Origin of the sequence: uncultured Ruminococcus sp. (assembly GCF_946415235.1) — a bacterium.
Lineage (GTDB): Bacteria > Bacillota > Clostridia > Oscillospirales > Ruminococcaceae > Ruminococcus.
On record NZ_CAMKRR010000012.1, the window covers coordinates 1 to 21,815 of the forward strand.

Consider the following 21,815-nt stretch of genomic DNA (forward strand, 5'->3'; position numbering starts at 1 on the left):
CCGACGACCTACGCCTTACCAAGGCGTTGCGCTACCGACTGTGCCACATCAGCATCAACATTTAATATTATACATCAGCGGCAAGCAAAAGTCAATAGTGACTTATATTATTTTTTATGTTAACCAAATATTTTCAAAAAAATTTTCAAAAAAGGCTTGACAAGCGATTTGATTTCTGATATAATATTAAAGCAGTCACGAAACACTGCAATGCGAGTGTGCTGGAATTGGCAGACAGGCACGTTTGAGGGGCGTGTGTCGACAGACGTATGGGTTCAAGTCCCATTACTCGCACCAAGCGCGGTTTAGGAATCTAAACCGCGTTTTTTTGTATGCAAAGCGTTTGCCTTATGGTAAACGCTTTTTTGTGCAATTGATTTTTTACGCGGAACATGGTATAATAAACATGATATTACGGAAAAACAAGGAAGTTTATCTATGATATATACAGTAACATTCAATCCTGCCATCGACTATGTTGTACGCACGGACGGTGTAAAGCTGGGCAGTGTGAACCGCGCGGTCTCCGAGGAGATGTACTTCGGCGGCAAGGGTATAAACGTATCCGCAGTTCTTGCGGAGCTTGGTGTAAAGTCGAGAGCTCTCGGCTTCATTGCGGGCTTTACGGGAGAAGCTATCGAGCGCGGCGTGAAGGATATGGGTATCGAGACCGATTTCGTCCGCCTGAGAGAGGGCAATTCCCGTATCAATGTAAAGCTGAAGGACGCAGAGGAGACCGAGATAAACGGACAAGGTCCCCATATCGGAAGTGAAGCTCTTGAGGAGCTCTTCTCCAAGCTCGGCAATATCCGGAACGGCGACACGCTGATACTTGCGGGAAGCATACCGAACAGCGTCCCGTCTGACATATATGAAAAGATACTTTTGAGCCTTTCGGGCAGAGATGTGCGCTGTGCAGTTGACGCTTCGGGAAAGCTCCTGCTGAATGTGTTAAAGTACCGTCCCTTCCTCATAAAGCCCAATAATTTCGAGCTCGGTGAGCTTTTCGGAGCTGAGATAGCTTCCGATGAAGATACCGTACACTATGCAGAGAAGCTCCACACTATGGGAGCTCGTAATGTACTGGTGTCAATGGCGGAAAAAGGAGCTCTCCTCCTTGACGAAAACGGAAAGATACACAGGTGCGGCATCTGCAAGGGCGAGCTGAAAAACTCCGTAGGTGCAGGAGACTCCATGCTTGCGGGATTTATGGCGGGCATCGCTGACGGTGACTATGACCGCGCACTGAGGCTCGGCACTGCCTGCGGCGGAGCTACCGCCTTTTCCGACGGACTTGCAAAAAAAGAACTGATAGAACAGCTTATGAAACAACTCTGAAAGGAGCAGACTATGGACAATAAATACCTCAGTCTCCTTGCAAAGGAGTACCCCACTATAGAAAGCGCCGCAAGCGAGATAATCAACCTTTCGGCAATACGCAGCCTGCCAAAGGGCACGGAATACTTTTTCAGCGATATCCACGGCGAATACGAAGCCTTTCTGCATATGCTCAGGAGCGCTTCGGGCATGATAAAAATAAAGACCGACCTCGTTCTCGGAAAGACAGTTTCCGCCCGTGACCGTCAGCAGCTTGCGGAGCTCATATACTACCCCGAAAAGGAGATAACCCGTCTTACCAACAGCGGCGAGATGTCCGACGAATGGAAGCGGCTCAGCATATACAGGCTCATACTGGTCTGCGAGACTGTTTCCGCAAAGTATACACGTTCCCGTATCAGGAAGCGTATCCCCGAGGATATGGTGTACATACTTGATGAGCTTCTCAACGTCACCGAGGACGTAAACAAGGACTATTACTATGATGAGATAATCAGCGCTATCATCAGCACAGGCATTGCCGAGACTTTCATAATCTCCCTGTGCAAGCTGATACAGTCCGTATGCATAGACAAACTGCATATCATAGGCGATATTTTCGACAGAGGCCCCCGAGCGGATATAATACTCGACGAGCTCATGAAAATGCACGATGTGGATATACAGTGGGGCAACCACGACATCTCGTGGATGGGAGCTGCTGCGGGAAATCGCGCCCTTATCGCAAATGTTATCAGAATAGCCATGAGGTACAATAACTTCGACGTCCTTGAGGACGGCTACGGCCTTAACCTGAGAGCTCTTGCGGTATTTGCCGCCGAGACCTACGAGAATGATGAGTGCAGGCTCTATATGCCCAATGCGCTCGACGACAATATATACGACCCCGTTGACCTTAAGCTTGCGGCAAAGATGCACAAGGCGATAACGGTCATACAGATGAAGCTGGAAGGTCAGATGATAGCAAAGCACCCCGAATGGGAAATGTCCGACCGCGACCTCTTCGGCAGGACCGACTTCGTAAACGGGACTGTCACCGCAAACGGAAAGCCCCATGAGCTTCTTGACAGGAGCTTCCCCACTGTTGACCCGAAGTCTCCTCTCACTCTATCAGAGGGTGAGGAAGAGCTCATGAAGGTGCTGACAGCTTCCTTCCGCCACAGTGAAAAGCTGCAAAGGCATATCCGCTTCATTTACGCAAAGGGAGCTATGTACAAGACCTGCAACAACAATCTGCTGTTCCACGGCTGTATCCCCATGGATGAAAACGGTGAGTTCCAGAGCGTCAGCATACATGGCGTTAAGTATTCGGGCAAGGCGCTTCTCGACAAGCTGGGCGAGCTTGCAAATCAGGCATATTTCAGCAGCGGCGCGGAGAAAGAGTACGCCGGCGACTTCATGTGGTATCTCTGGTGCGGAGCTATATCACCGCTTTACGGCAAGGACAAAATGGCATTCTTTGAGCGCGGACTTCTTGCGGACAAGGAGCTCCATACCGAAAACTACAACGCATACTACACATTCTCCGAGAACGCTGAGGTATGCAGGGCTCTGCTGGAGCATTTCGGACTTGACCCCGAAAAGGGACATATCATAAACGGTCACGTTCCCGTTAAGATAAAGAACGGAGAGAGCCCCGTAAAAGCTGAGGGAAAGCTGTTCGTCATAGACGGCGGCATCTCTAAGGCTTACCAGTCCACAACGGGTATCGCGGGATATACTCTCATATACGACTCCCACAGTCTCAATCTTGCCGAGCATAAACCCTTTGTGGCAGGGGAGAGCGGCAATACTCCCACGATACATCTTGTAGAGAAGCTGGAGCACCGTGCGAATATTTCCGACACCGATAAGGGCGAAGAGATAATGGACAAGATAAATGATCTTCGTCAGCTCCTTGAAGCCTACAAGGCAGGTACTATAAAGTAGCCGTATACACAACAAGCCCCGAGGCTCTGCCTCGGGGCTTGTTCATTCATTTGAGTGTGTAGTAAGTAGTATATTTATAGGGGCAGCGTTCCGCCGCCCGTTAAAAACTCATAATAAAATCCGTTCAGTCGCTTACATCCGAATCGAGGGTGATGCTGACATTGTAATCGGGATAAGCCTCCTGAGTCTCCGTAAGGATATGATCGTACAGCTCCTTTGCATCGGGAGCGGCAAAGTCGATGATGATATCGAAATGTATGGTCATTTTCTTCTCGTCAAGGTAGAAGCCGTGTATTTGCAGCACATATTCATGGGACATGACGTTCCTGCGTATATCGCTGTATATCTGTGCAGCCATGTCGTTCTGCGTATTCACTGCGTAAACGCTTATGCCTGCAAGTATAACCCTGTGCTCGCCGAGTACCTTTTCCGTAATGTGGTGCTCCAGCTTGTCGAGCTCCGCAACGGTGAGAGTGTCGGGGACTTCTATATGCACCGAGCCTATGAACAGGTCGGGACCGTAGCTGTGGAGTATGAGGTCGTAAGCTCCCTGTACCTCGGGAAAGGAGGTTACGGTCTCCTTTATCTCCTTTGAAAGCTCGCTGCTTATGCGCTTGCCGATTATATTGGAGAGGCTCTCGCCGAGTATCTCAAGACCTGATTTTATGATAACGAGGGAGATAACAGCTCCGAGCCATGCTTCAGTGCGGATATCGAACAGGAGGTATATCAGCGCGGCGATAAGGGTTGCCGCGGAAATGACGGAATCGAGCAGAGCGTCCTTTCCCGAAGCTATAAGCGAGTCGGATTGTACGCTCTCTCCCTTTTTCCTGACATAGAGTCCGAGAAGTATCTTTACGACTACCGCTGAGGCTACTATTATAATAGCAGCAGGGGAATAGTCGGGCACAGGAGGGGAGATTATCTTTTTTATTGACTCCACCAGCGAAGTCACGCCCGCATAGAGGACTATTACCGCAATGAGCGAAGTGCTGAGATTTTCCACGCGGCCGTAGCCGTAGGGGTGGTTTTTGTCGGGACGTTTTTTTGCCAGCTTTGTGCCTATGATTGTTATGACTGACGACATAACATCGCTGAGGTTGTTCACCGCGTCGAGTACGATAGCGATAGACGAGCTGAGTACGCCTACCACTGCCTTGAATGAAGCAAGGGCTATATTTGCGATTATACCTATGATACTTGTTCTGACGATAACTTTATCTCTGTTCATACTGTTTATTTCTCCTTCGGATTATCTCCCGTTCAAATTCTGGGAAGTCCGTCAGCTTTATATCATCGGGAGCTATGCTGACGGCTTATGCTGCTGAGCGCAGACAGTTCATATCCACTCCGTATTTCAAGCTCAGGGCGTGCTTTACGGAGACATTTCCAGTACCTCCGACAATAACAGAAGCCATGATACATTATCTGCTTATCAATAATCTCCGCTTTTGACTTCGATCTCGTCCTCTGTGGAGGCAACATCTCCCGTGAGACCGCACCAACCGCAGGTTATACGTTCTTCGTTGTTCCAGCAGCTCAGCCTGCCGCAGCGGCTGCACTGAACAAAGCGCACCGATTTGCAGTAGGGGCAGCCGTTGTATTCGTCGGCAGGGTAGAGGTTGCCTTTTATCTCGTTCCTGTCGAAGCCTTCGTGTGAAGCACGTTTCGGGTCAACGGGGAAAGCCCATGTCCTGAACCAGTCACCCTTCCGCTCCTCGACTCTTACGCCGTAGATACGGCCTGCTTCGGGGCATTTCATAAGTATAACTTCAGCCTTCATTTTCTTCAGCCTTTCTTTTCTGTTCGTCGCGGTAGTCGGACGGAGAGCAGCCCTCGCTCGACCTGAACTGGCGGACGAAGTAGTTGTATGATGAATAGCCGCACTCACGGGATATCTCCGTAACGGTCATATCCGTCTGTGAGAGCAGGGTCTTTGCGTTTTCTATGCGGAACTGTATCATTTCCTCGATAATGCTCCTGCCGAAGTAGGATTTGTATATCTTTTGCAGATAGCTCTTGCTGAGGTAGAGGCTTTCCGCTATTTCGCTTATGCTCCACGGGAGCTCGGGGTTTTTCTTTATCCTGTTGCGCAGCAGGCAGAGCTTTTCAAACTGTGGGTTTGAAGTGGGCTCTGATATGGTATAGGTGAATACGCGGTTCACTGTCGCCTTGTACATTGCATCCGAGAGGTCGGCGGAGGGAGTTATTTCTAATCCGCATACTCCCACGGAGAAGTCGATATTGCAGTTCTCGTCGCCGCTGAACTGTGTTTCTTTTATTTTGCCGCAGAGCTCGTTGTATATGGCTTCTGCCCTGCCGCTTTCCGGACTTATGACACACAGGGTCTGTGAAGCCCATGCGCCGCATATCTCCTTGCCCCTGATACATGAGCGGAGATTCTTTGCAAAGGCTGCCATGATACTGTTGGACTTTTCCTCGCCGCTCTGATAGTAGGCTTTTTTCAGTCCGTGGAGCTCAAAGGCAGCGCACTCGATAAAGCTGTTGCCTGCGCCTGCGGAGAGCTTTGTAGCGAATTCCTGTTCGATGCCGCTCCTGTTGAGCAGACCTGTTATATGGTCGTACAGCAGGGCTCTGCTGGTATTTAGCACTGTGCGCTTGGTGACAGCCTTTATACGCACCTGTTCAAGGGCTACATTGACGTAGTTTATCCATTTTATGTAGAGGGAGCTGAACGAGCGGGGCTCCTTTCCGAAAGAAACGGCACAGTAGCCGAAGAAGTTGTTGTTATAGTGCAGAGGTGATATGAAGAAAGCGGAGGGGTAGCTGCGCTCCTCGCTGTAATCGGGGAGGAGGTCTGACGAGCTGAAAAATCCGCGGTTCTCGGACTCGCGCCATATAGCGGATTTTGCAAGGACTACCTTCATGTCGTCGCCTGCACGGAAGCTCAGCTCCTCGGCGTTCTTGTCTACCGTAGAGTCGATATAGCTTCTGGTAAGGCAGATACGCACCCTTCTCATTTTATGCAGGAAGTAGGTGTAATTATCCAGCCTGTCGGCAAAAGTTGCGATGTTGTCCGCATTGGTTATATCGAAAAGCATATCGCCGTAAAGGAGCTGTGACTCAAAGCGGCTGTTTATGCTGATATTCCGCTGTATATTATGGCGAAGCCCGGGATTTTCGGCACAGCCGCAGCTCTCGCCGAGGCGGAGCTCGCCGTTTTCGTTAGGGACTCTGCTGCATATCTTTCCCGTGATTATTCGGTACAGCCGTCTTACGGACTCTGCTCCCAGCTGAAAATTTGGGCGGCTGTAGCTGGTTATGGACGGAGTGGACTGATATCCCTCTATGGAAGCGTCATAGCCTGTTACGGCTATATCTTCGGGGACGCGGATGCCCGCGTCGGTAAAGAGCTTTGTGAGGGTTATTGCCATTACGTCGTTTCCGCATACCACAGCCTCGGGGCGTTCAAGCTCGCCGCTGAGTATGCGCTTTGCGTATTTTTTCGGAGCTTCTGTCCAGAAGTCACCGTATTCGCACCAGTTTCTGCCGATATCTATGCCGTGCTTCTTCATGGAGCTCTTATAGCCTGCAAGTCTTTCCTCACCGCTGAAGGTATTCTTCGGACCTGTCAGGCAGTATATTTTCTTGTACCCGTGTACATTTATAAGGTGATCTGTGATTATCTCAAAGGCTTCGCGGTCATCGACGGAGGTAGTCTCGAAGCTGTTATGACCGTTGTGGTCAAGGAGCATTACGGGCTTTTCGGAGCGTTTGCAGATATTGTCGATATAGCGGCAGATATCCTCATCGTGGAAGGTATTTCTGTCATAGATGAGACCGTCGATGCTGTCGGAGAGGATGAGGTCGAAAACGGACTTTTCCGCGTCCTTGTGGACGGAATGTACCGAAAAATCATGGAGCGGAGCTATTACCGCGATATCGCAGCTGCTCTTGAAGGCCTGAGTGATTATTCCGCGCAGTATCTCGCACTGGAAATCAATATGACAGTCAGCGATTATCACACCTATCAGCAGTCTTCTGCTCATTCTCTCACTCCTTTCGCAAAATTATGATTTGAGCCTTTAGCTGTAGGGGCGGATATTATCCGTCCGAAATTAAACATTCGCTTTGTATGGGACGTTATCCTCGACGTCCCGTACCTTATGCAACAAATAACATGAAATATGTTGTAGGGGCAGCGTTCCCTACATATATAATTTTTGATTTATATGTACTATTGTATCATAAATATATGCCGAATGCAAGACAATTATATATATTTGTTGTGGGAATTTCAAAAAATCTCCTTGAAAAAATAGTATTTTTCATTGTATTTGCAATAAAAAGTGATATAATGTTTATCGAAGGCAGAAACTGTACTGTACTGACGTTTCGGAGTTTGCGTCGGTCTGCCGTGCCTTTCAGGGGAGGATATATCCTGTGTGAGCAACAGGTACTTTCGCAGGATATACCGCTGTTTTCGGTTCGATGAGCCTGTTATAGGACATATCAGATCCCTCTCATGATCTTTTATAAGTATGTTCCTCGGAAAAGGTCTCCCGACTCAGGGGGACCTTTCCCATTTTATTCAAAAAACGTGAATAATCGCGGCTTTTGATGAATATTGTATAAATTAGCTGACCTGCTATATGATAATTATATTAACCGTGACCATTGACATTTTCTGCCGAAAGTGTTATTATGATTGTATATATACGCTGCCCTCTTTGTGGAACACAATGGGTACAGCATGATATTTGAATGCAGCCTGTACAAAAAAGCCTTACGCTGATTGTACACAGGGCTGAAAAAAGGAATTTTGCAATGCTTGCAAGTTTAACGAACATCAATAAATTCTATAACGGCAATCAGGTCCTCAATAACGTTTCGCTCACCATTGATGAGAACGACAGGATAGGACTTGTGGGAAACAACGGCTGCGGAAAATCAACGCTGCTGAAAATACTCACAGGCTCTGTAGACCCCGACCGCTTCACGGAAAAGGACGGTATAGTTTCCATAGCGTCCAAAACCACCGTGGGTTATCTCGAACAGATGGGCGGACTGAACACGGAGAATACCGTCATCAATGAGATGAGAAGCGTATTCGCACCTATACATAAGGCGATAGACCGCCTCCGTGAAATTGAGCTCGAAATAGAAATGGGCGATGATTCCGCAGCTGACGAGTATCAGCAGCTCTCCTCATGGGTGGAAGCCAACGACGGCTACAACACCGATGTTAAGATACGCATGGTGCTCAACGGTATGGGCTTTTCGGGAGAAGAGCTGGAACGTACCGTTTCAGGCTTCAGCGGCGGAGAAAAAACCAGACTTTGTATCGCCAGGCTCCTGCTTGAGGAGCCCAATCTGCTCATACTCGATGAGCCCACGAACCACCTTGATTTCAAGACGATCATGTGGCTTGAGGATTATCTCCGCTCATATAAGGGCGCAATACTCATAGTTTCACATGACCGGTACTTCCTTGACAGGCTCTGCACCTCTGTCTGCGAGATAGAAAGAGGTACCCTTACACGCTACAGAGGCAATTATACCGCCTTTGTGAGACAGCGTGAGGAAAACGACGCAAGACGCGAGAAGGAATACGAGCTCCAGCAGAAGCAGATAGCTCAGCTGGAGGACTACGTGGCAAGAAACCTCGTCCGCGCGTCAACTACTAAAATGGCTCAGAGCCGCAGAAAACAGCTCGAAAAGATCGAGCGCGTAGAACGTCCCGTCCACGACACAAAACACGCGAAGATACGCTTCACTTATGCAGTTGAGCCGCCCATAGACGTGCTCAAGGTAAAGGGCGTGGATATCTCCGTAGGAGAAGGCGCTTCACGCAAAACACTTGTGGATACCCTCGACTTTGAAGTCCGCAGAGGCGAAAAAGTCGGTATCATAGGCGATAACGGCATTGGTAAATCAACGCTGCTTCGCATAATCCAGGAACAGCTGCCGCACAAGGGAACAGTTCGCTGGAACAGCAATATCAAGATTTCCTATTTTGAACAGGAAAGCACAAACCTTAACAAGGAGCTCACTGTAATGGAAGAGCTCCACAGCCGGTATCCGCTCATGTCAGACCTTGAGGTACGCAGTCTGCTCGCACAGGTACGTCTTGTAGGGGAGAATGTATTCAAGGAAACAGGAGTGATAAGCGGCGGCGAGCGGGCAAAGCTCTGCTTCGCCATAATGATGCAGGAGCACGGAAACGTGCTCATCCTCGACGAGCCTACCAACCACCTCGATCTCAGTTCAAAAGAGGCGATAGAGGAGGCACTTGCCGAGTATACGGGAACGGTCATATTTGTGAGCCATGACCGCTACCTGCTAAGTAAAATTTCCGACCGTCTCATCGAACTATCGGGCGGGAGCTATCGTTTGCATAACTATGGCTTCAATAAATATCTCGATGTGCTGCGGGAGGAACAGGCTGCGGAGCGGAAAGCTCTCGACGCCGAAAAGCAACAGCGTGCTGCGGAAGCAGCAAAAGAAAAGTCCGCAAAGGGCTATCGCAGCAAGCAGCAGAGAAGTGCTGACGCTGCGAGAAAAAATGAAATGAAACGCCTTGAAAAGGAAATCGACGATCTTCAGGCACAGATCGACGCTCTTACCGAGGAGATCGGAAGAGAAGAGGTCTACAGTGATTATGAGCTGATGAATAAAAAATGTGCCGAGATCGAAGAGCTTAAACAGAGGATCGATGAAGATTTCGAGCTTCTGATTGAGCTTGACCAATGAAAAGGAGTAAATCTATGAAGATCAAAACGCTTATGAGCCTTGCCGCAGCTGCGGCGCTCGCCGTTACGCCGACAGGTATCTCTGCCAGCGGCGCAGCCGGACTTTATGTGTTCGGTGATGTGAACGGCGACGGCACGGTGGACGCAACGGACGCTTCTTCTGTCCTTGCTGCATATGCGTCATTGTCATCGGGACAGGAAAGTCCCCTCTATTCGTATCAGGAATCAGCCGCTGATATAAACGGCGACGGAATGGTCGACGCAGTGGATGCTTCAATGATACTTTCCTACTATGCTTACGTTTCGGTAAGCGATGAGGGAGCTATATTCACAGACTTCCTCGAACAGCACGGCATCAAACAGAAAAATGACGAGGAAACAAGCGGAGATAATGATACAGCTTCTCCGGCAGCCGACATATCAGACATTCAGCAGCCTCTTGTGAATGGCGGAGAAGAGTACATTCTTCCGCGTATCGACAGCGAGTATGCGGATATGTTCTGGATAGGCGACTCACGTACAGTGGGACTGTCCTATAATGTGGCTATCGACTATCTCGGAGAGGTCGGCATAGGCATTGCACTGCTCAGCCGCAACTATGAAAGCATCACTCAGATCCGCAATAAAACCATAATATTCAACCTCGGTGTAAATGATCTGCACAACAGCCGTGCATATCTCAATTGGTACAATAGTCTGCCTGACGAATTCCTTGATAACAACAAGGTGATCGTCCTGTCAGTTAATCCGTGCAGCGGTTCCTACGCGAGACTCAATTCGGGCATTGAAGAGTTCAACAATATTGTAAGAGACGGTCTGGACAGCAGGATCACTTTCCTCGATTCATACAGTTTCCTCAATTGGAACAGTTTCGCAACAGTTGACGGTCTGCACTATACATCGGGCACCTATATCGACATATACAATTTCGTCAATGACAGCATTAACGAAGAATAAGATATAGGTAAAAAAGTAAATTATTTTTGATAGCTATTGCATTGTACTTCAATGTATGGTATAATATTAATCAGTAATTTACGGCACGAGCCGTATCATTCCTATGGAGGGTTAAAAAATGAAACACATCAAGACTATCAATAAGGCTAATCTCAAGGAATCCGCTCAGAAGGGCGGCTGCGGCAAGTGTCAGGCTTCATGCCAGTCAGCTTGCAAGACTTCATGCACAGTTGCAAATCAGAAGTGCGAGAGATAAGCTGAACACTAAGTTTAGTCGAGGCAGTATGAAAATGCTGCCTCATATTTTTTGAATAGAGGTATTTGAAATGATACATAAATATAAGCTTAACGGGCTTAATATCGTACTTGACGTCAACAGCGGCGGAGTCCATCTTGTGGACGAGCTCACCTACGATCTCCTCGATAATGTGGAGCCGCCCTTTGAAGCGGAATGTCCTCAGAAAGTGGTGGACAAGCTCTCAAAGTCCTATTCTCCCGAGGATATCAGGGACTGCTATAACGAGATAGTGGAGCTTTACAACGACAAGATACTCTTCTCCGAGGACGATTATGAGAAGTACGCTCAGTACTCCGTAGCTTCTCCCGTAAAGGCAATGTGCCTCAATATCGCTCACGACTGTCAGCTGCGCTGCAAGTACTGCTTTGCTTCCACAGGCGATTTCGGCAAGGGCAGAAAGCTCATGTCCTTTGAGACGGGCAAGCACGCTATCGACTTCCTCCTTGAGAATTCGGGGGACCGTCCAAACCTTGAGCTTGATTTCTTCGGCGGCGAGCCCCTTATGAACTTCGGCGTTGTAAAGCAGGTAGTGGAGTACGCAAGGAGCCGCGAAAAGGAATATAATAAAAAGTTCCGTTTTACTATCACCACCAATGGACTTCTTCTCGACGATGAAAAGATAGACTTCATCAACCGCGAGATGTCCAACGTAGTCCTCTCCATTGACGGCAGAAAGGAAGTAAACGATTATTTCCGCGTATTGCCCAACGGTCAGGGCTGCTATGACATTATTATGCCCAAGTACAAGAAGCTCGTTGCGGGCAGAGGCGATAAGGAATACTATGTAAGAGGAACCTTTACCAACAAGAACCTCGATTTCTCAAACGATGTGTTTGCTCTCAACGAGGCAGGCTTCGACCAGATATCCGTAGAGCCTGTTGTGGGCGATGATGATATATACGCGCTTACGGAAAAGGAGCTTCCTGCTGTTTTTGCGGAGTACGAAAAGCTTGCGCTGAAGCTCCTCGAAAACGAAAAGAAAGGCAAAAAGTTCAATTTCTTCCACTTTATGCTGGACCTCGATCAGGGTCCCTGCGCTATAAAAAGGCTCAGGGGCTGCGGCTGCGGAAATGACTATGTGGCTATAACTCCCGACGGAGATATCTTCCCTTGTCATCAGTTCGTGGGTATCGACGAGTACAAAATGGGCAATATAGACGAGGGTACCTTCGATCAGGAAATGAAAGCCGACTTCGCAAGGGCTCATGTTTACTCAAAGCCTGACTGCCGCGAGTGCTGGGCGAAGTTCTACTGCAGCGGCGGCTGCAACGCCAATAATTACCAGTATATGGGCGATATCAGAACAGCTCACAAGATATCATGTCAGCTTGAAAAGAAGCGCCTTGAGTGCGCTATAATGATGAAGGCTGTTAAAATGGCGGATACAGCAGAATAATAAGATAACGGGCGGCATCTGCCGCCTCTATGGTTTGTTTCGGAAGTCTGGGGGGATACTATGAAGATAAACCGCATACAGCTCAATTGCAGGCACACAAGCACCCTCGGCGGTGAAATGGGCGCCGACCCCGTGCTGCTGCTTTTCAGGACTCCCGTTGAGTATATCGAAAACGGCATCGTCAAGCGTACTTCGCGGGCTTCCGCGGCGCTTCTGACGAGCGGCTACAAGCAGAGCTTCCGCCCTGTGAAGGGCACACCCATGCGGTACGATATCGTAAGCTTCAAGACCTCTGCCGCAGACAGGCAGTATATAGCTTCCATGAACCTCAGACAGGACGTTCCCATCGAGCTGGATGACGATTTTGTCATAGCAGGGGCTCTGCGCTCCATGCAGTCCCAGTCCATGCACAGGGGAAAGCATTTCAGCGAGTTCATGGAGCTTTCCATGCGGCTGATATTCATAGCCCTCGTCGACGCTTCTGAGTCCGCTGAAAAGACTCCCGAGGAAAGGATACCGTATTACACGAAGCTGAAAAAGCTCCGCGACTCTATATACGAAGACCCTGTGAATACATGGTCTGTGGATGAGATGTGCAGCGAGCTCAATATAAGCCGTACCTACTTCCACCGCCTTTATTTTGAAGCCTTCGGCGTTACCTGCCGTCAGGACGTCATAGAGAGCCGCCTGATATTTGCGGCGGATATGCTGAAAAATACAGACAATACCGTTACGGAGGTCGCAGAGCTCTGCGGCTACGACAGCGAGTCATACTTTATGCGTCAGTTCAAAAAGCACAAGGGCTGCACCCCGACAGAGTACAGGAGACGGGCAAAGGCAGCAGAAGAATAGCCCTTAATTTGTGGACATTTGTGTTCTGTTAGTATACAATGTGCAAATTTCAATAAAAAATTAGTGCAAAAAATAAAAAAAACACTTTACAAGTACAAAAAGTTGTGATATAATACTAAGTGTGAACAAATTTTGACTTTAAAGTCAAAGGACAACTTAACTTAGAGATAGACCGCCTTATGTGCGGAATACAGATGCGAGAAGGAGCTGTGATCTTTACAGCTTCCGATTTGATCGAATATTCTTTAAGGAGCGATTTCTTTTTATGAATAACGGAGATAAGCGCAGAAACCGCAAGAGAGACAGATCGTCAAGGCGCTATAAGATAAGATACGATCGTCTTGTTGCGGCAGTCCTCGTCCTCGTAGTTCTTGTAGTGGTGCTTGCTTCATGCGTGCACGCCTGCTCGGATAAGGACAAGGATAAGAACTCCGCTAACAAAAATCAGACTACAAGTGATACAACAGGTCAGAAAACTTCCATTGTTGACCAGCTCACTACAAGCAATGAGACAAGCTCTCTCATTACAGGCACTCCCGACGGACAGAAGCCATCGGAGTCACAGTATGTTAACGAAAAATTCAAGGCAGAGGATATATACAGGGGCGACCTTGTACTTGTAAACTCTGAGCATGAGTATAAATTCCCCGAAGACGATATAGAGCTCGTCAGCGTATATGACAATATCACAGGCGAGTATTTCCACGTTTCCGACCTCGTTCAGAAGCTCGACAGAACTGTTCTCGATCAGCTCACAGCTCTTATGAACAGCTTCTACGATGAGGAAAGCAACTCGGATATATACGTTATAGGTACATACCGCACCAAGGAGGAACAGGACGATAAGTACTGGAACGGCAATTCACAGTTCCAGGGCGGATACTCCGATTACCATACGGGCAGGAGCTTCGATATCGGCATATATCCTGCGGATAATTCAATGGCAGGCTATTATTCGCCAAGAGGCGTTTACGGCTATGTGGACGAGCACGCTGCCGATTACGGCTTTATCGTGAGATTCCCCGAGGGCAAGGAGACCTTTACGGGCGAACAGGCAAGAACCTATACCTACAGATACGTGGGAGTTCCCCACGCTGTCTACATGAAGCAGAACAACCTCTGTCTGGAAGAGTATATAGATACTCTCAAGGGACATAATAATGAAGATCCTCTTGAGGTGGCAGCAGGCAAGAAGCTTTATCAGGTATACTATGTTCCCGCAAACAAAACAGGCGATACGGAGGTTCCGCTCCCGTCAAACAAGACCTATTCTGTTTCGGGCAATAATGTTGACGGCTTTATAGTTACCGTCACAATGAATTAAAGCATTGTATGTCCCCCGATATGGGGGACATATTTTGATTATAGCCAATGAAGTGTGATATTCATACATAAGCTATATGTATTTATTGAGGGAGACTCTTTTGAAAAAGGGTCCCTCTGACGGAGGCGCGTCCCCTCTGTCACTGCGTGACATCTCCCCGCACTGCGGGGAGTCACCCTCAAACTCCCTCCCTAAAACTTCCAGCTTAAATTTTTCACGGATAGGGCGCTCAAAGCAATAAAAAAAGCCCTGTAACTAATGCAGGGAGCGCCCTATCTGCGAAAAATTTGGGTTAAAAGTCTTTGGAAAGGGGTTCGGGGAAAACCTTTCCTCAGAAAGGTTTTCCCCGATAGGTACGCATAAACTTTTGTATGTAAATTACACTTATGAGAGAAGAATGGAGATAAATGTGAAGAAGAAAAGAGGATTTGCCGCCCTTGTCTGCACAGCGCTCATAATGAGCAGCTTTGCGGGCTGCGGCGGTGATGATAACGATAAAAGGGGCAGCGGCGCAGGACATATGTACAGTGCCGCTCTGGAGTACAATCCCAAAAGCCTTGATCCGCAGTTTGCCAACGATCCGTCGTCGGCAACTGTCATAAAGAATTTGTACAGCGGCCTTGTCATGAAGGACGGAAGCGGCAGTATCGTATGCTGCAACGCCACCGACTACAGCGTTTCGGACGACGGTTGCGAGTATACCTTTCATCTCCGCGATGACAATTACTGGTTCTTTGACAAGAACGAGGACGACAAGATAGACGAGGACGAGTATTTCCCAGTTGTGGCTGCGGACTACGTTTTCGCACTCAGGAGAATACTTGACCCCGATATGCATTCTCCCTATGCCAAGGACTTCATGTGCCTGAAAAACAGCGGATATATCGTGGACGGAAGCGGTACTGTCAACGGCCTCGGAGCATGGGCTGTGGACGACTATACTCTTGTGATATCACTGGATCACCCGTGTGCCGAATTTCTTTCGCTTATGACAACTCCCGCCGCTTTTCCCTGCAATGAGGAGTTCTTCGTGTCCACAAAGGGCAGGTACGGACTTGACGACAGGTCCGTAATGTCAAACGGACCGTTCTTTGTGCGTCAGTGGTTCTATGACCCCTACGGAAGCAATAATATACTTTATATGCGTAAGAACGCGGTCAACGAGAACGATGATTACAGCATACTGCCGAGCCTGCTGAGCTTTTCCATAGAGGACGGCGAGGCTGAGGTAAAGCAGCGCTTCAAGGCGAAGGAAGCGGAGTGCTTCACCACTGTGAAGGTGGGAGGCTATAACCCGAAAAAGTACAGCATTACGGGACAGAAAGCCATAACTTTAGGACTTGTTTTTAATCCCGGGGATAAGATATACTCAAATCAGAATATCAGAAAGGCAATAGCTCTTGCGGCGGACAGAAATGCTGTCCGCGACGAGAACAGTGACGATATATCACCTGCATACGGCATAATACCGCCTGCAATAGATATTTTCGGCAGGAGCTACCGTGAACTTTCTTCCGATAAGCAGTTTGACGTGTTCGATACAAGAGCGGCGGCAGACCTGCTTTCAAAGGCAAAGGCGGAGCTGAATATAAACTCGGTGGAAAGCGTGAAGATCATCGTAGACACGAATACCGTAGATTCGAGATATCTGCATCAGCTTTCCCAGAGCTGGCAGGACAGCCTCGGGATATATATAGGCATTGAGGATCTTACCTCTGCTGAGTTCAGCAGGAGATTGTCTGAAGGGGAGTACAGTATAGCACTTTATCCTCTGAAGGCGGACTTCAACAGCAGCGTTGCGGTAATGAGTGAGTTTGATACTGTGGACTGCCTGAAAAATGCGGTAAACGGCATGAAATGTGCGGAAAGCATACTGAAGTGTCCGTCGGCAGATGAGCTTGTCAGCAGGTACAGTCAGCAGGAAAAGATGATGCTTGACCAATACGGCTTTATACCGCTGTTTTATAAGAGCTCGTACCTTGTTGCGGACGATGACAACGAGGATATCATTTACGATGCATTCACAGGTGCTGTGGACTATCGCATTGCCAGGAACTATAGTTAACGGACAAGTGTCAAGGAGCAGATCATGGAAGATTTAATGCACGGACTGAAGTCCATTGCCGATGAGCATAGGATCATCGAAAGGACATGGGAGAATTTCTGGTATGCTTACAACAGCTATATCACCCAGGACAGGGAAGAAGCCGAAGAATACGGTATGACAGACAAGGATTCTGTAATTCCCGAGTTCTATTCACTGGCTTATAAAATATTTCATGATGACAGCGAAATAATAGAAGCAACGATAAAGATATATGATAAGGAACATCACTATTTAGGCTATTATGACGACTTGTTTGACATGAACGGCGAAGGCGTGGATGATTTTTTCGTGATCGAATGATATGTATTAAAGCAAGAAAAGCTCTCCGTGAGGAGAGCTTTTTATAATTGACTGTTTATAATTTAAGCCCGTCACTTACGTGACGGGCTTTTTTGTATGGGTATAACAAAATTGATGACAATTTCTTTCACATAATTCTTTCGGTTATTTCAGCCGAAAGAATAAGATCTCTTATCTGCACACCGTCGAGTTTATAATCCAATACTTCTTCAAGGGTAAGATTATTAGCAATATCGCCTTTGTCGTATATCCAAATATCAAAGTTATTATTATGTCCTTCAATACCATACTCTATTCCATTATATTCAAAACCAACATTTGCTCCGCATGAAAGATAGATCTTGAATTCACCTAAGGTTTCAAATTTGTGATCGTCAGGTTTATATTCGTAATTTTTCATTGTGTTCAGCTCCTAAAAATCACGCGAGACGTTCTGTTATTTCGGCATCTAATATAAGGTCTCTTATCTTCACACCGTCAAGCTTGTAATCCAAAACTTCCTCAAGAGTAAGACCGTTAGCAATGTCACATTTATCATATATCCATATATCAAAGCTGTTATTGTGACCTTCTATACCGTACTCTATACCATTGTATTCAAAACCGATGTTCCAACCTGAATCAAGGTATATTTTGAATTCTCCAAGAGTTTCAAATTTATAGTCGTCGGGGTTATATGTAAAGTTTTCGTCTTTGATATACATAAATTTTTTATCTCCTATGATAGCTTTACAGCTTTCTCATACAACTACGGTGCGCTCCTCGCTCTGATACCGATACAGCTTTACAGCGGAGAACGTGACCGCAGCAGCACTCCATTGAAAAAGAAAATCAATCGTTGGTTCTTCTACATCTACTATCCGCTGCACATGATGATTATTTTCATGATAGCGCATATATAAAAATAGGGACAGTTCATTGTGAACTGCCCCTTTAATTTTTTATAAGGTTCTCCCTCCTTCCTGCACGGAAGCGGCTTTCTCATTCTCTTTGCTTTCATAGAATTTCTTATAAGCTCTCGCAAGTTTTCTTACATCAGAAGTATCAATGTCGTGCTGCTTAATATATTCATCGAAGTCTATCTTGTCATTAACTCGCTGGATAATATCCTCAACGGTGTTGGCTTCCTTAGAGCAGAACATTTCGATACCGTTCAATGGCTGCGTAAGCTTTCCGTCCTTATCGAGATAGTTGGAATTGATTGCTCTGATGATACCGTCATGCATTCCTTTAACGATTACATACTCGTTGCCTTTGTAGTTGTAGCTCTTGACTAATGCCTTATATGTTTCTTTCATAATACTCTCCGTTCTCCCCGTCATGCCGGTAGGACAGCTTCTCAGAATGTTTTTCTTTTCAATAAGGTGAATTCATTCAAGGTCGATGTACTCCTCTAACTGTGATAGCGTATGCAGGCGGCGAATGGGACGAGAGCAAGTATAAGCGGATTATCCCTGACGATGATAATTGTCTGCCTATTACCGAAGAACCGTTCTTTGAGGACGATATTGTTACTCAATTTGAAAGCTTCGTAAAAGCAGTATTTGGTGAGGATAGTCTTGAAGACAATCTCCGTTATGTTGCTGAAAACCTTGGTATCAGTGGCAATGGTACAGCAAGAGAGAAGATAAGACAGTATTTCCTCAAGGAATTCTTCAAAGACCATTGTAAGATTTATCAGAAACGTCCTATTTACTGGATGTTTGATACTGGAAAGAAGAATGGTTTCAAGGCTTTGTGCTATGTTCATCGTTGGAATGTAAACACTGTTGGTGATGTGCGTATCGACTATATGCATAAGCTCCAAAGGCTTTACCGTAACGAAATAATACGCTTACAGGAAAAAATTGAAAACGGTGAGGAAATCGCAAAGAGTCAGAAGCGACTTGAAAAAATCACAAATCAGTTGAAAGAAACAGAAGACTATGATGCTAAGATAGGTATGGTTGTCGCTGCACGTACTGAGATTGACCTTGATGACGGTGTTAAGGTCAACTATGAGAAGGTACAGCTTGGCTCTGACGATAAGAAATATCAGATTTTAGCAACTATATAAGGAATTATTATGGCAGAACTTAATTTAAAACAGATCGCTGACAAGCTGAATGAAGCATTTTCAGGTGAAGCAAGGCAGCTGATCTTTTGGTATGACGAGAACAGCGAATTTGAAGATGATATTGATACGCTCGTTCTTGATAATGCAAAGGTGTATAAACTCGATCCGAATAATCAGATCTATACAAAGTATTTTCTTACCTATGAGGATACTACAACGAATTATCTTATTTATGCACCTTTCCAGAAACCGGATGTTTACGATAATCATTTAGAGGATATGCTTCTTTATTCAAAGCAGTTCTTTGCAGACCGTGCTTCACTTATATGTACGGAGCTTGGTATCAGCGAGGAATTGAAGTCAGATATTCAGAAATATAATGTTTATTTTGGAAATGGCAAGAGATGGGACAAATTCAGAAAATTGTTTGAAAATGATTATGATGAGTGGTCAAAAGACAGAATTATAATAGGTGTAATGTCTGCTATTTGTGGAACAAAGAACGTCTCATTTGAAGAAGTTGTTAAAGTGCTTATGAGTGAGAACCTTGAAGAAAATCCATATATAGCAGAGTTTGATAAGTACAATCTAACTGAAGACTTTTGGAATAAGGCAGAAACTTATTTTGGCTTTTCGAACCAAACTCCAAATCTCAAGAAGTTTACAGCTTCGCTATTCCTTACTTATGCATCCAAAGAGATAGAAGCAGAATTGCCTAAAAACTTGAAAAATAACCTGATGTATAAAAACGGTTCAGTCGTTGCATTCCTTGATAACCTGATGAACAACAGCGAATATCAGGAACGTTTTGACTGGCTATCTGAGTATGTGTACAACGGTGTAGGAGCTGACCAGTTCCTAAGTACTTTCCCTGTAGAGTCGATTATCGAATGCGATGTATTTAAGTCAGTTGACGAGTTTATAATCAAATGGTTATTAGAACGTCTGGAAGCTGAGGATACGGGAGCCAAACTCTCAGGTAGCACTATTCTTCAACTTTGTGCTGACAGAAAGAGAATGCATTTTGGAAAATGCTACGAAGTGCAGTATTCCGTTATCGAATACGCATATAAGATAATCTATGCAGGTAAGTATGAGCCTGTGAGCGTTCTCAGTGATATAGTTAAGAATTATCGTGATAAATACTTTGAGAATGACCGTAATTATAGACTTTTTTACTTCAACTATGACAAATTAGAGGATAACTCGGCATTTGAAAAGGTTCGTGAACTTATAGAGAATATCTACACGAATGATTACTTGCAGAATATCTGTACAAACTGGACTAAGACATTCGTCGAAGAATCGGGTGAGAGTGGTCTGCCGTTGCAGATAAACTTCTGGCGTGAAAAGGTCGAACCCATCAAAGAGCGTGTAGTTGTCTTTATCTCTGATGCTATGCGCTATGAGGTCGGCGTATCACTTTATGAAAAGCTCAATGCCGATGAGAAGTGTAAGGCTATACTGTCTGCAATGCAGTCAGTTCTTCCGTCTATTACGATGTGTGGTATGGCTGCGCTTCTCCCACATAAGCAGTATGAGCTGACATCTGACTATAAGATGCTTGTGGACGGTAAACCTTGTGCTTCTACAAATGAGAGAGCTAAGATTATTAGTGACTATAACAATAAGAGCATTTGTATACAATTTGATGACATAAAAACTAAAAAGTGGGTTGAACTAAAAGAGTTGGTTATGGGGCTTGATTTAGTTTACATATATCATAATCAAATTGATGGTCGAGGGGATGAAAAAGCTACCGAAGATGAAGTATTTAATGCTTGTAATGAAGCTGTTGATGAAATTGCTTCTATGATACGCAAGCTTACAACCGCTAATGTTACGCATTTCCTTATAACCTCTGATCACGGCTTTGTGTATAAGCGTGATGAATTGCAATTAGGCAATAAAATTGGTGATATTGCTTCTAAATCTGCCTTTATGGGCAAGAGATATGCTATATCAGACAGCGGTATAATTATGGACGGAATTAGTGGCATTTCGCTTGGTGCTTCACATAAGAATTCAGATAAACGTGCTGTTTCTTTTCCAATAAGTGCAGATATATTCAAAGCTCAGGGAGGTGGACTGAATTATGTTCATGGTGGATGCTCGCCACAGGAAATGATAATTCCGCTTATTGATGTAAAGACCGAGAAATCAAGAGTTGATACTACATTTGCTGAGATTGCCATGACTACAACGATGAGTAAGATAACAAACCTCAGTGTAAATCTTGAATTCTTCCAGAAACAGCCTGTTTCTGATGTTGTTAAGCCAGCAACTTATCATATTTACTTTGAAGCTGAAAACGGCGAAAGAGTATCAAATGAAAATCAATTCCATGCTGATAGTACGGACACCAATCCTATCAATACTAAGGCAAAATTCAGATTTGCTTTCAAGAACAGGATTTACAGTAATAAGGATAAGTATTATCTTATTATCAGTCGAGATAGAAATAGTGATGATGACCAAAAAATTCAGCTTGCAAAAATCCCATTTACCATCGATATTGCTATGGCAAATGATTTTGGCTTCTAAC

19 protein-coding genes and 1 tRNA gene are annotated in these 21,815 nt (G+C 46.0%); 14 read left to right on the forward strand and 6 right to left on the reverse strand.

The window, feature by feature from the left end:
• Nucleotides 1–212 precede the first annotated feature (212 nt).
• From Q0R37_RS04610 to Q0R37_RS04620, 3 genes are all read left to right on the forward strand, one after another.
• Nucleotides 213–297, forward strand: a tRNA-Leu gene (locus tag Q0R37_RS04610).
• A gap of 141 nt (nt 298–438) precedes the next feature.
• Nucleotides 439–1,338: a 1-phosphofructokinase gene (gene pfkB / locus Q0R37_RS04615; protein ID WP_294751875.1), complete on the forward strand. Its 900-nt coding sequence runs from the start codon at nt 439–441 to the stop codon at nt 1,336–1,338.
• Between the two features lie 12 nt (nt 1,339–1,350).
• Complete coding sequence (locus tag Q0R37_RS04620) at nt 1,351–3,267, forward strand: fructose-1,6-bisphosphatase (RefSeq protein ID WP_294751878.1); 1,917 nt, start codon at nt 1,351–1,353, stop codon at nt 3,265–3,267.
• Between the two features lie 124 nt (nt 3,268–3,391).
• On the opposite strand, the gene Q0R37_RS04625 is transcribed toward Q0R37_RS04620, so the two are convergent.
• From Q0R37_RS04625 to Q0R37_RS04635, 3 genes are all read right to left on the reverse strand, one after another.
• Nucleotides 3,392–4,498: a cation diffusion facilitator family transporter gene (locus tag Q0R37_RS04625; protein ID WP_294751880.1), complete on the reverse strand. Its 1,107-nt coding sequence runs from the start codon at nt 4,496–4,498 to the stop codon at nt 3,392–3,394.
• A 204-nt stretch (nt 4,499–4,702) separates the two neighbouring features.
• Nucleotides 4,703–5,050, reverse strand: a complete 348-nt coding sequence (locus tag Q0R37_RS04630; protein WP_294751883.1) for a TerY-C metal binding domain-containing protein — start codon at nt 5,048–5,050, stop codon at nt 4,703–4,705.
• Complete coding sequence (locus tag Q0R37_RS04635) at nt 5,040–7,277, reverse strand: substrate-binding domain-containing protein (protein WP_294751886.1); 2,238 nt, start codon at nt 7,275–7,277, stop codon at nt 5,040–5,042. The genes Q0R37_RS04630 and Q0R37_RS04635 overlap by 11 nt, the downstream gene beginning before the upstream one ends.
• Nucleotides 7,278–8,055: 778 nt before the next feature.
• Here Q0R37_RS04635 and Q0R37_RS04640 point away from each other — a divergent pair.
• The 8 genes from Q0R37_RS04640 (at nt 8,056) to Q0R37_RS04675 (ending at nt 17,214) form a co-directional block, all read left to right on the forward strand.
• The gene (locus Q0R37_RS04640; protein ID WP_294751889.1) at nt 8,056–9,981 is read left to right on the forward strand and encodes an ABC-F family ATP-binding cassette domain-containing protein; all 1,926 of its coding nucleotides are present in this window, start codon (nt 8,056–8,058) and stop codon (nt 9,979–9,981) included.
• Between the two features lie 14 nt (nt 9,982–9,995).
• A complete protein-coding gene (locus Q0R37_RS04645; RefSeq protein WP_294751892.1) occupies nt 9,996–10,937 on the forward strand; it encodes a dockerin type I domain-containing protein in 942 nt (313 codons plus the stop codon).
• Between the two features lie 118 nt (nt 10,938–11,055).
• Entirely contained in the window at nt 11,056–11,193 is a 138-nt protein-coding gene (gene scfA / locus Q0R37_RS04650; RefSeq protein WP_019679123.1) for a six-cysteine ranthipeptide SCIFF, read from the forward strand.
• A 70-nt stretch (nt 11,194–11,263) separates the two neighbouring features.
• Nucleotides 11,264–12,631 (forward strand): thioether cross-link-forming SCIFF peptide maturase, encoded by a 1,368-nt coding sequence (gene scfB, locus Q0R37_RS04655; protein WP_294751896.1) that lies wholly within the window; start codon nt 11,264–11,266, stop codon nt 12,629–12,631.
• Nucleotides 12,632–12,691: 60 nt separating this feature from the next.
• Nucleotides 12,692–13,483, forward strand: a complete 792-nt coding sequence (locus Q0R37_RS04660; RefSeq protein ID WP_294751899.1) for an AraC family transcriptional regulator — start codon at nt 12,692–12,694, stop codon at nt 13,481–13,483.
• A gap of 265 nt (nt 13,484–13,748) precedes the next feature.
• Nucleotides 13,749–14,807 (forward strand): M15 family metallopeptidase, encoded by a 1,059-nt coding sequence (locus tag Q0R37_RS04665; RefSeq protein WP_294751902.1) that lies wholly within the window; start codon nt 13,749–13,751, stop codon nt 14,805–14,807.
• A 409-nt stretch (nt 14,808–15,216) separates the two neighbouring features.
• Complete coding sequence (locus tag Q0R37_RS04670; RefSeq protein ID WP_294751905.1) at nt 15,217–16,872, forward strand: peptide ABC transporter substrate-binding protein; 1,656 nt, start codon at nt 15,217–15,219, stop codon at nt 16,870–16,872.
• 24 nt (nt 16,873–16,896) lie between these two features.
• A complete protein-coding gene (locus Q0R37_RS04675) occupies nt 16,897–17,214 on the forward strand; it encodes a hypothetical protein (protein WP_294751907.1) in 318 nt (105 codons plus the stop codon).
• A gap of 127 nt (nt 17,215–17,341) precedes the next feature.
• On the opposite strand, the gene Q0R37_RS04680 is transcribed toward Q0R37_RS04675, so the two are convergent.
• Nucleotides 17,342–17,614 carry a hypothetical protein gene (locus Q0R37_RS04680; RefSeq protein WP_294751909.1) on the reverse strand — a complete coding sequence of 91 codons (273 nt, stop codon included), beginning with the start codon at nt 17,612–17,614 and terminating at the stop codon, nt 17,342–17,344.
• 19 nt (nt 17,615–17,633) lie between these two features.
• Nucleotides 17,634–17,918, reverse strand: coding sequence for a hypothetical protein (locus Q0R37_RS04685; protein WP_294751911.1), 285 nt, complete (start codon nt 17,916–17,918; stop codon nt 17,634–17,636).
• A 9-nt stretch (nt 17,919–17,927) separates the two neighbouring features.
• On the opposite strand from Q0R37_RS04685, the gene Q0R37_RS04690 reads away from it, so the two are divergent.
• Nucleotides 17,928–18,116 carry a TraX family protein gene (locus Q0R37_RS04690; RefSeq protein ID WP_294751988.1) on the forward strand — a complete coding sequence of 63 codons (189 nt, stop codon included), beginning with the start codon at nt 17,928–17,930 and terminating at the stop codon, nt 18,114–18,116.
• Between the two features lie 39 nt (nt 18,117–18,155).
• On the opposite strand, the gene Q0R37_RS04695 is transcribed toward Q0R37_RS04690, so the two are convergent.
• The gene (locus Q0R37_RS04695) at nt 18,156–18,512 is read right to left on the reverse strand and encodes a hypothetical protein (RefSeq protein ID WP_294751914.1); all 357 of its coding nucleotides are present in this window, start codon (nt 18,510–18,512) and stop codon (nt 18,156–18,158) included.
• A 101-nt stretch (nt 18,513–18,613) separates the two neighbouring features.
• Between Q0R37_RS04695 and Q0R37_RS04700 the strand changes: the two genes are divergently transcribed.
• Together Q0R37_RS04700 and pglZ are read left to right on the forward strand one after the other, a co-directional pair.
• Entirely contained in the window at nt 18,614–19,270 is a 657-nt protein-coding gene (locus Q0R37_RS04700) for a hypothetical protein (protein WP_294751917.1), read from the forward strand.
• A gap of 9 nt (nt 19,271–19,279) precedes the next feature.
• Nucleotides 19,280–21,814 (forward strand): BREX-1 system phosphatase PglZ type A, encoded by a 2,535-nt coding sequence (gene pglZ / locus Q0R37_RS04705; protein ID WP_294751920.1) that lies wholly within the window; start codon nt 19,280–19,282, stop codon nt 21,812–21,814.
• The last annotated feature ends 1 nt before the right edge of the window (nt 21,815 follow it).

Bases quoted from the DNA above. Each gene is read 5' to 3' on its own strand.
- pfkB (WP_294751875.1), top strand. From the start codon at position 439: ATGATATATACAGTAACATTCAATCCTGCCATCGACTATGTTGTACGC.
- Q0R37_RS04620 (WP_294751878.1), top strand. From the start codon at position 1,351: ATGGACAATAAATACCTCAGTCTCCTTGCAAAGGAGTACCCCACTATA.
- Q0R37_RS04625 (WP_294751880.1), bottom strand. From the start codon at position 4,498: ATGAACAGAGATAAAGTTATCGTCAGAACAAGTATCATAGGTATAATC.
- Q0R37_RS04630 (WP_294751883.1), bottom strand. From the start codon at position 5,050: ATGAAGGCTGAAGTTATACTTATGAAATGCCCCGAAGCAGGCCGTATC.
- Q0R37_RS04635 (WP_294751886.1), bottom strand. From the start codon at position 7,277: ATGAGCAGAAGACTGCTGATAGGTGTGATAATCGCTGACTGTCATATT.
- Q0R37_RS04640 (WP_294751889.1), top strand. From the start codon at position 8,056: ATGCTTGCAAGTTTAACGAACATCAATAAATTCTATAACGGCAATCAG.
- Q0R37_RS04645 (WP_294751892.1), top strand. From the start codon at position 9,996: ATGAAGATCAAAACGCTTATGAGCCTTGCCGCAGCTGCGGCGCTCGCC.
- scfA (WP_019679123.1), top strand. From the start codon at position 11,056: ATGAAACACATCAAGACTATCAATAAGGCTAATCTCAAGGAATCCGCT.
- scfB (WP_294751896.1), top strand. From the start codon at position 11,264: ATGATACATAAATATAAGCTTAACGGGCTTAATATCGTACTTGACGTC.
- Q0R37_RS04660 (WP_294751899.1), top strand. From the start codon at position 12,692: ATGAAGATAAACCGCATACAGCTCAATTGCAGGCACACAAGCACCCTC.
- Q0R37_RS04665 (WP_294751902.1), top strand. From the start codon at position 13,749: ATGAATAACGGAGATAAGCGCAGAAACCGCAAGAGAGACAGATCGTCA.
- Q0R37_RS04675 (WP_294751907.1), top strand. From the start codon at position 16,897: ATGGAAGATTTAATGCACGGACTGAAGTCCATTGCCGATGAGCATAGG.
- Q0R37_RS04680 (WP_294751909.1), bottom strand. From the start codon at position 17,614: ATGAAAAATTACGAATATAAACCTGACGATCACAAATTTGAAACCTTA.
- Q0R37_RS04685 (WP_294751911.1), bottom strand. From the start codon at position 17,918: ATGTATATCAAAGACGAAAACTTTACATATAACCCCGACGACTATAAA.
- Q0R37_RS04695 (WP_294751914.1), bottom strand. From the start codon at position 18,512: ATGAAAGAAACATATAAGGCATTAGTCAAGAGCTACAACTACAAAGGC.
- pglZ (WP_294751920.1), top strand. From the start codon at position 19,280: ATGGCAGAACTTAATTTAAAACAGATCGCTGACAAGCTGAATGAAGCA.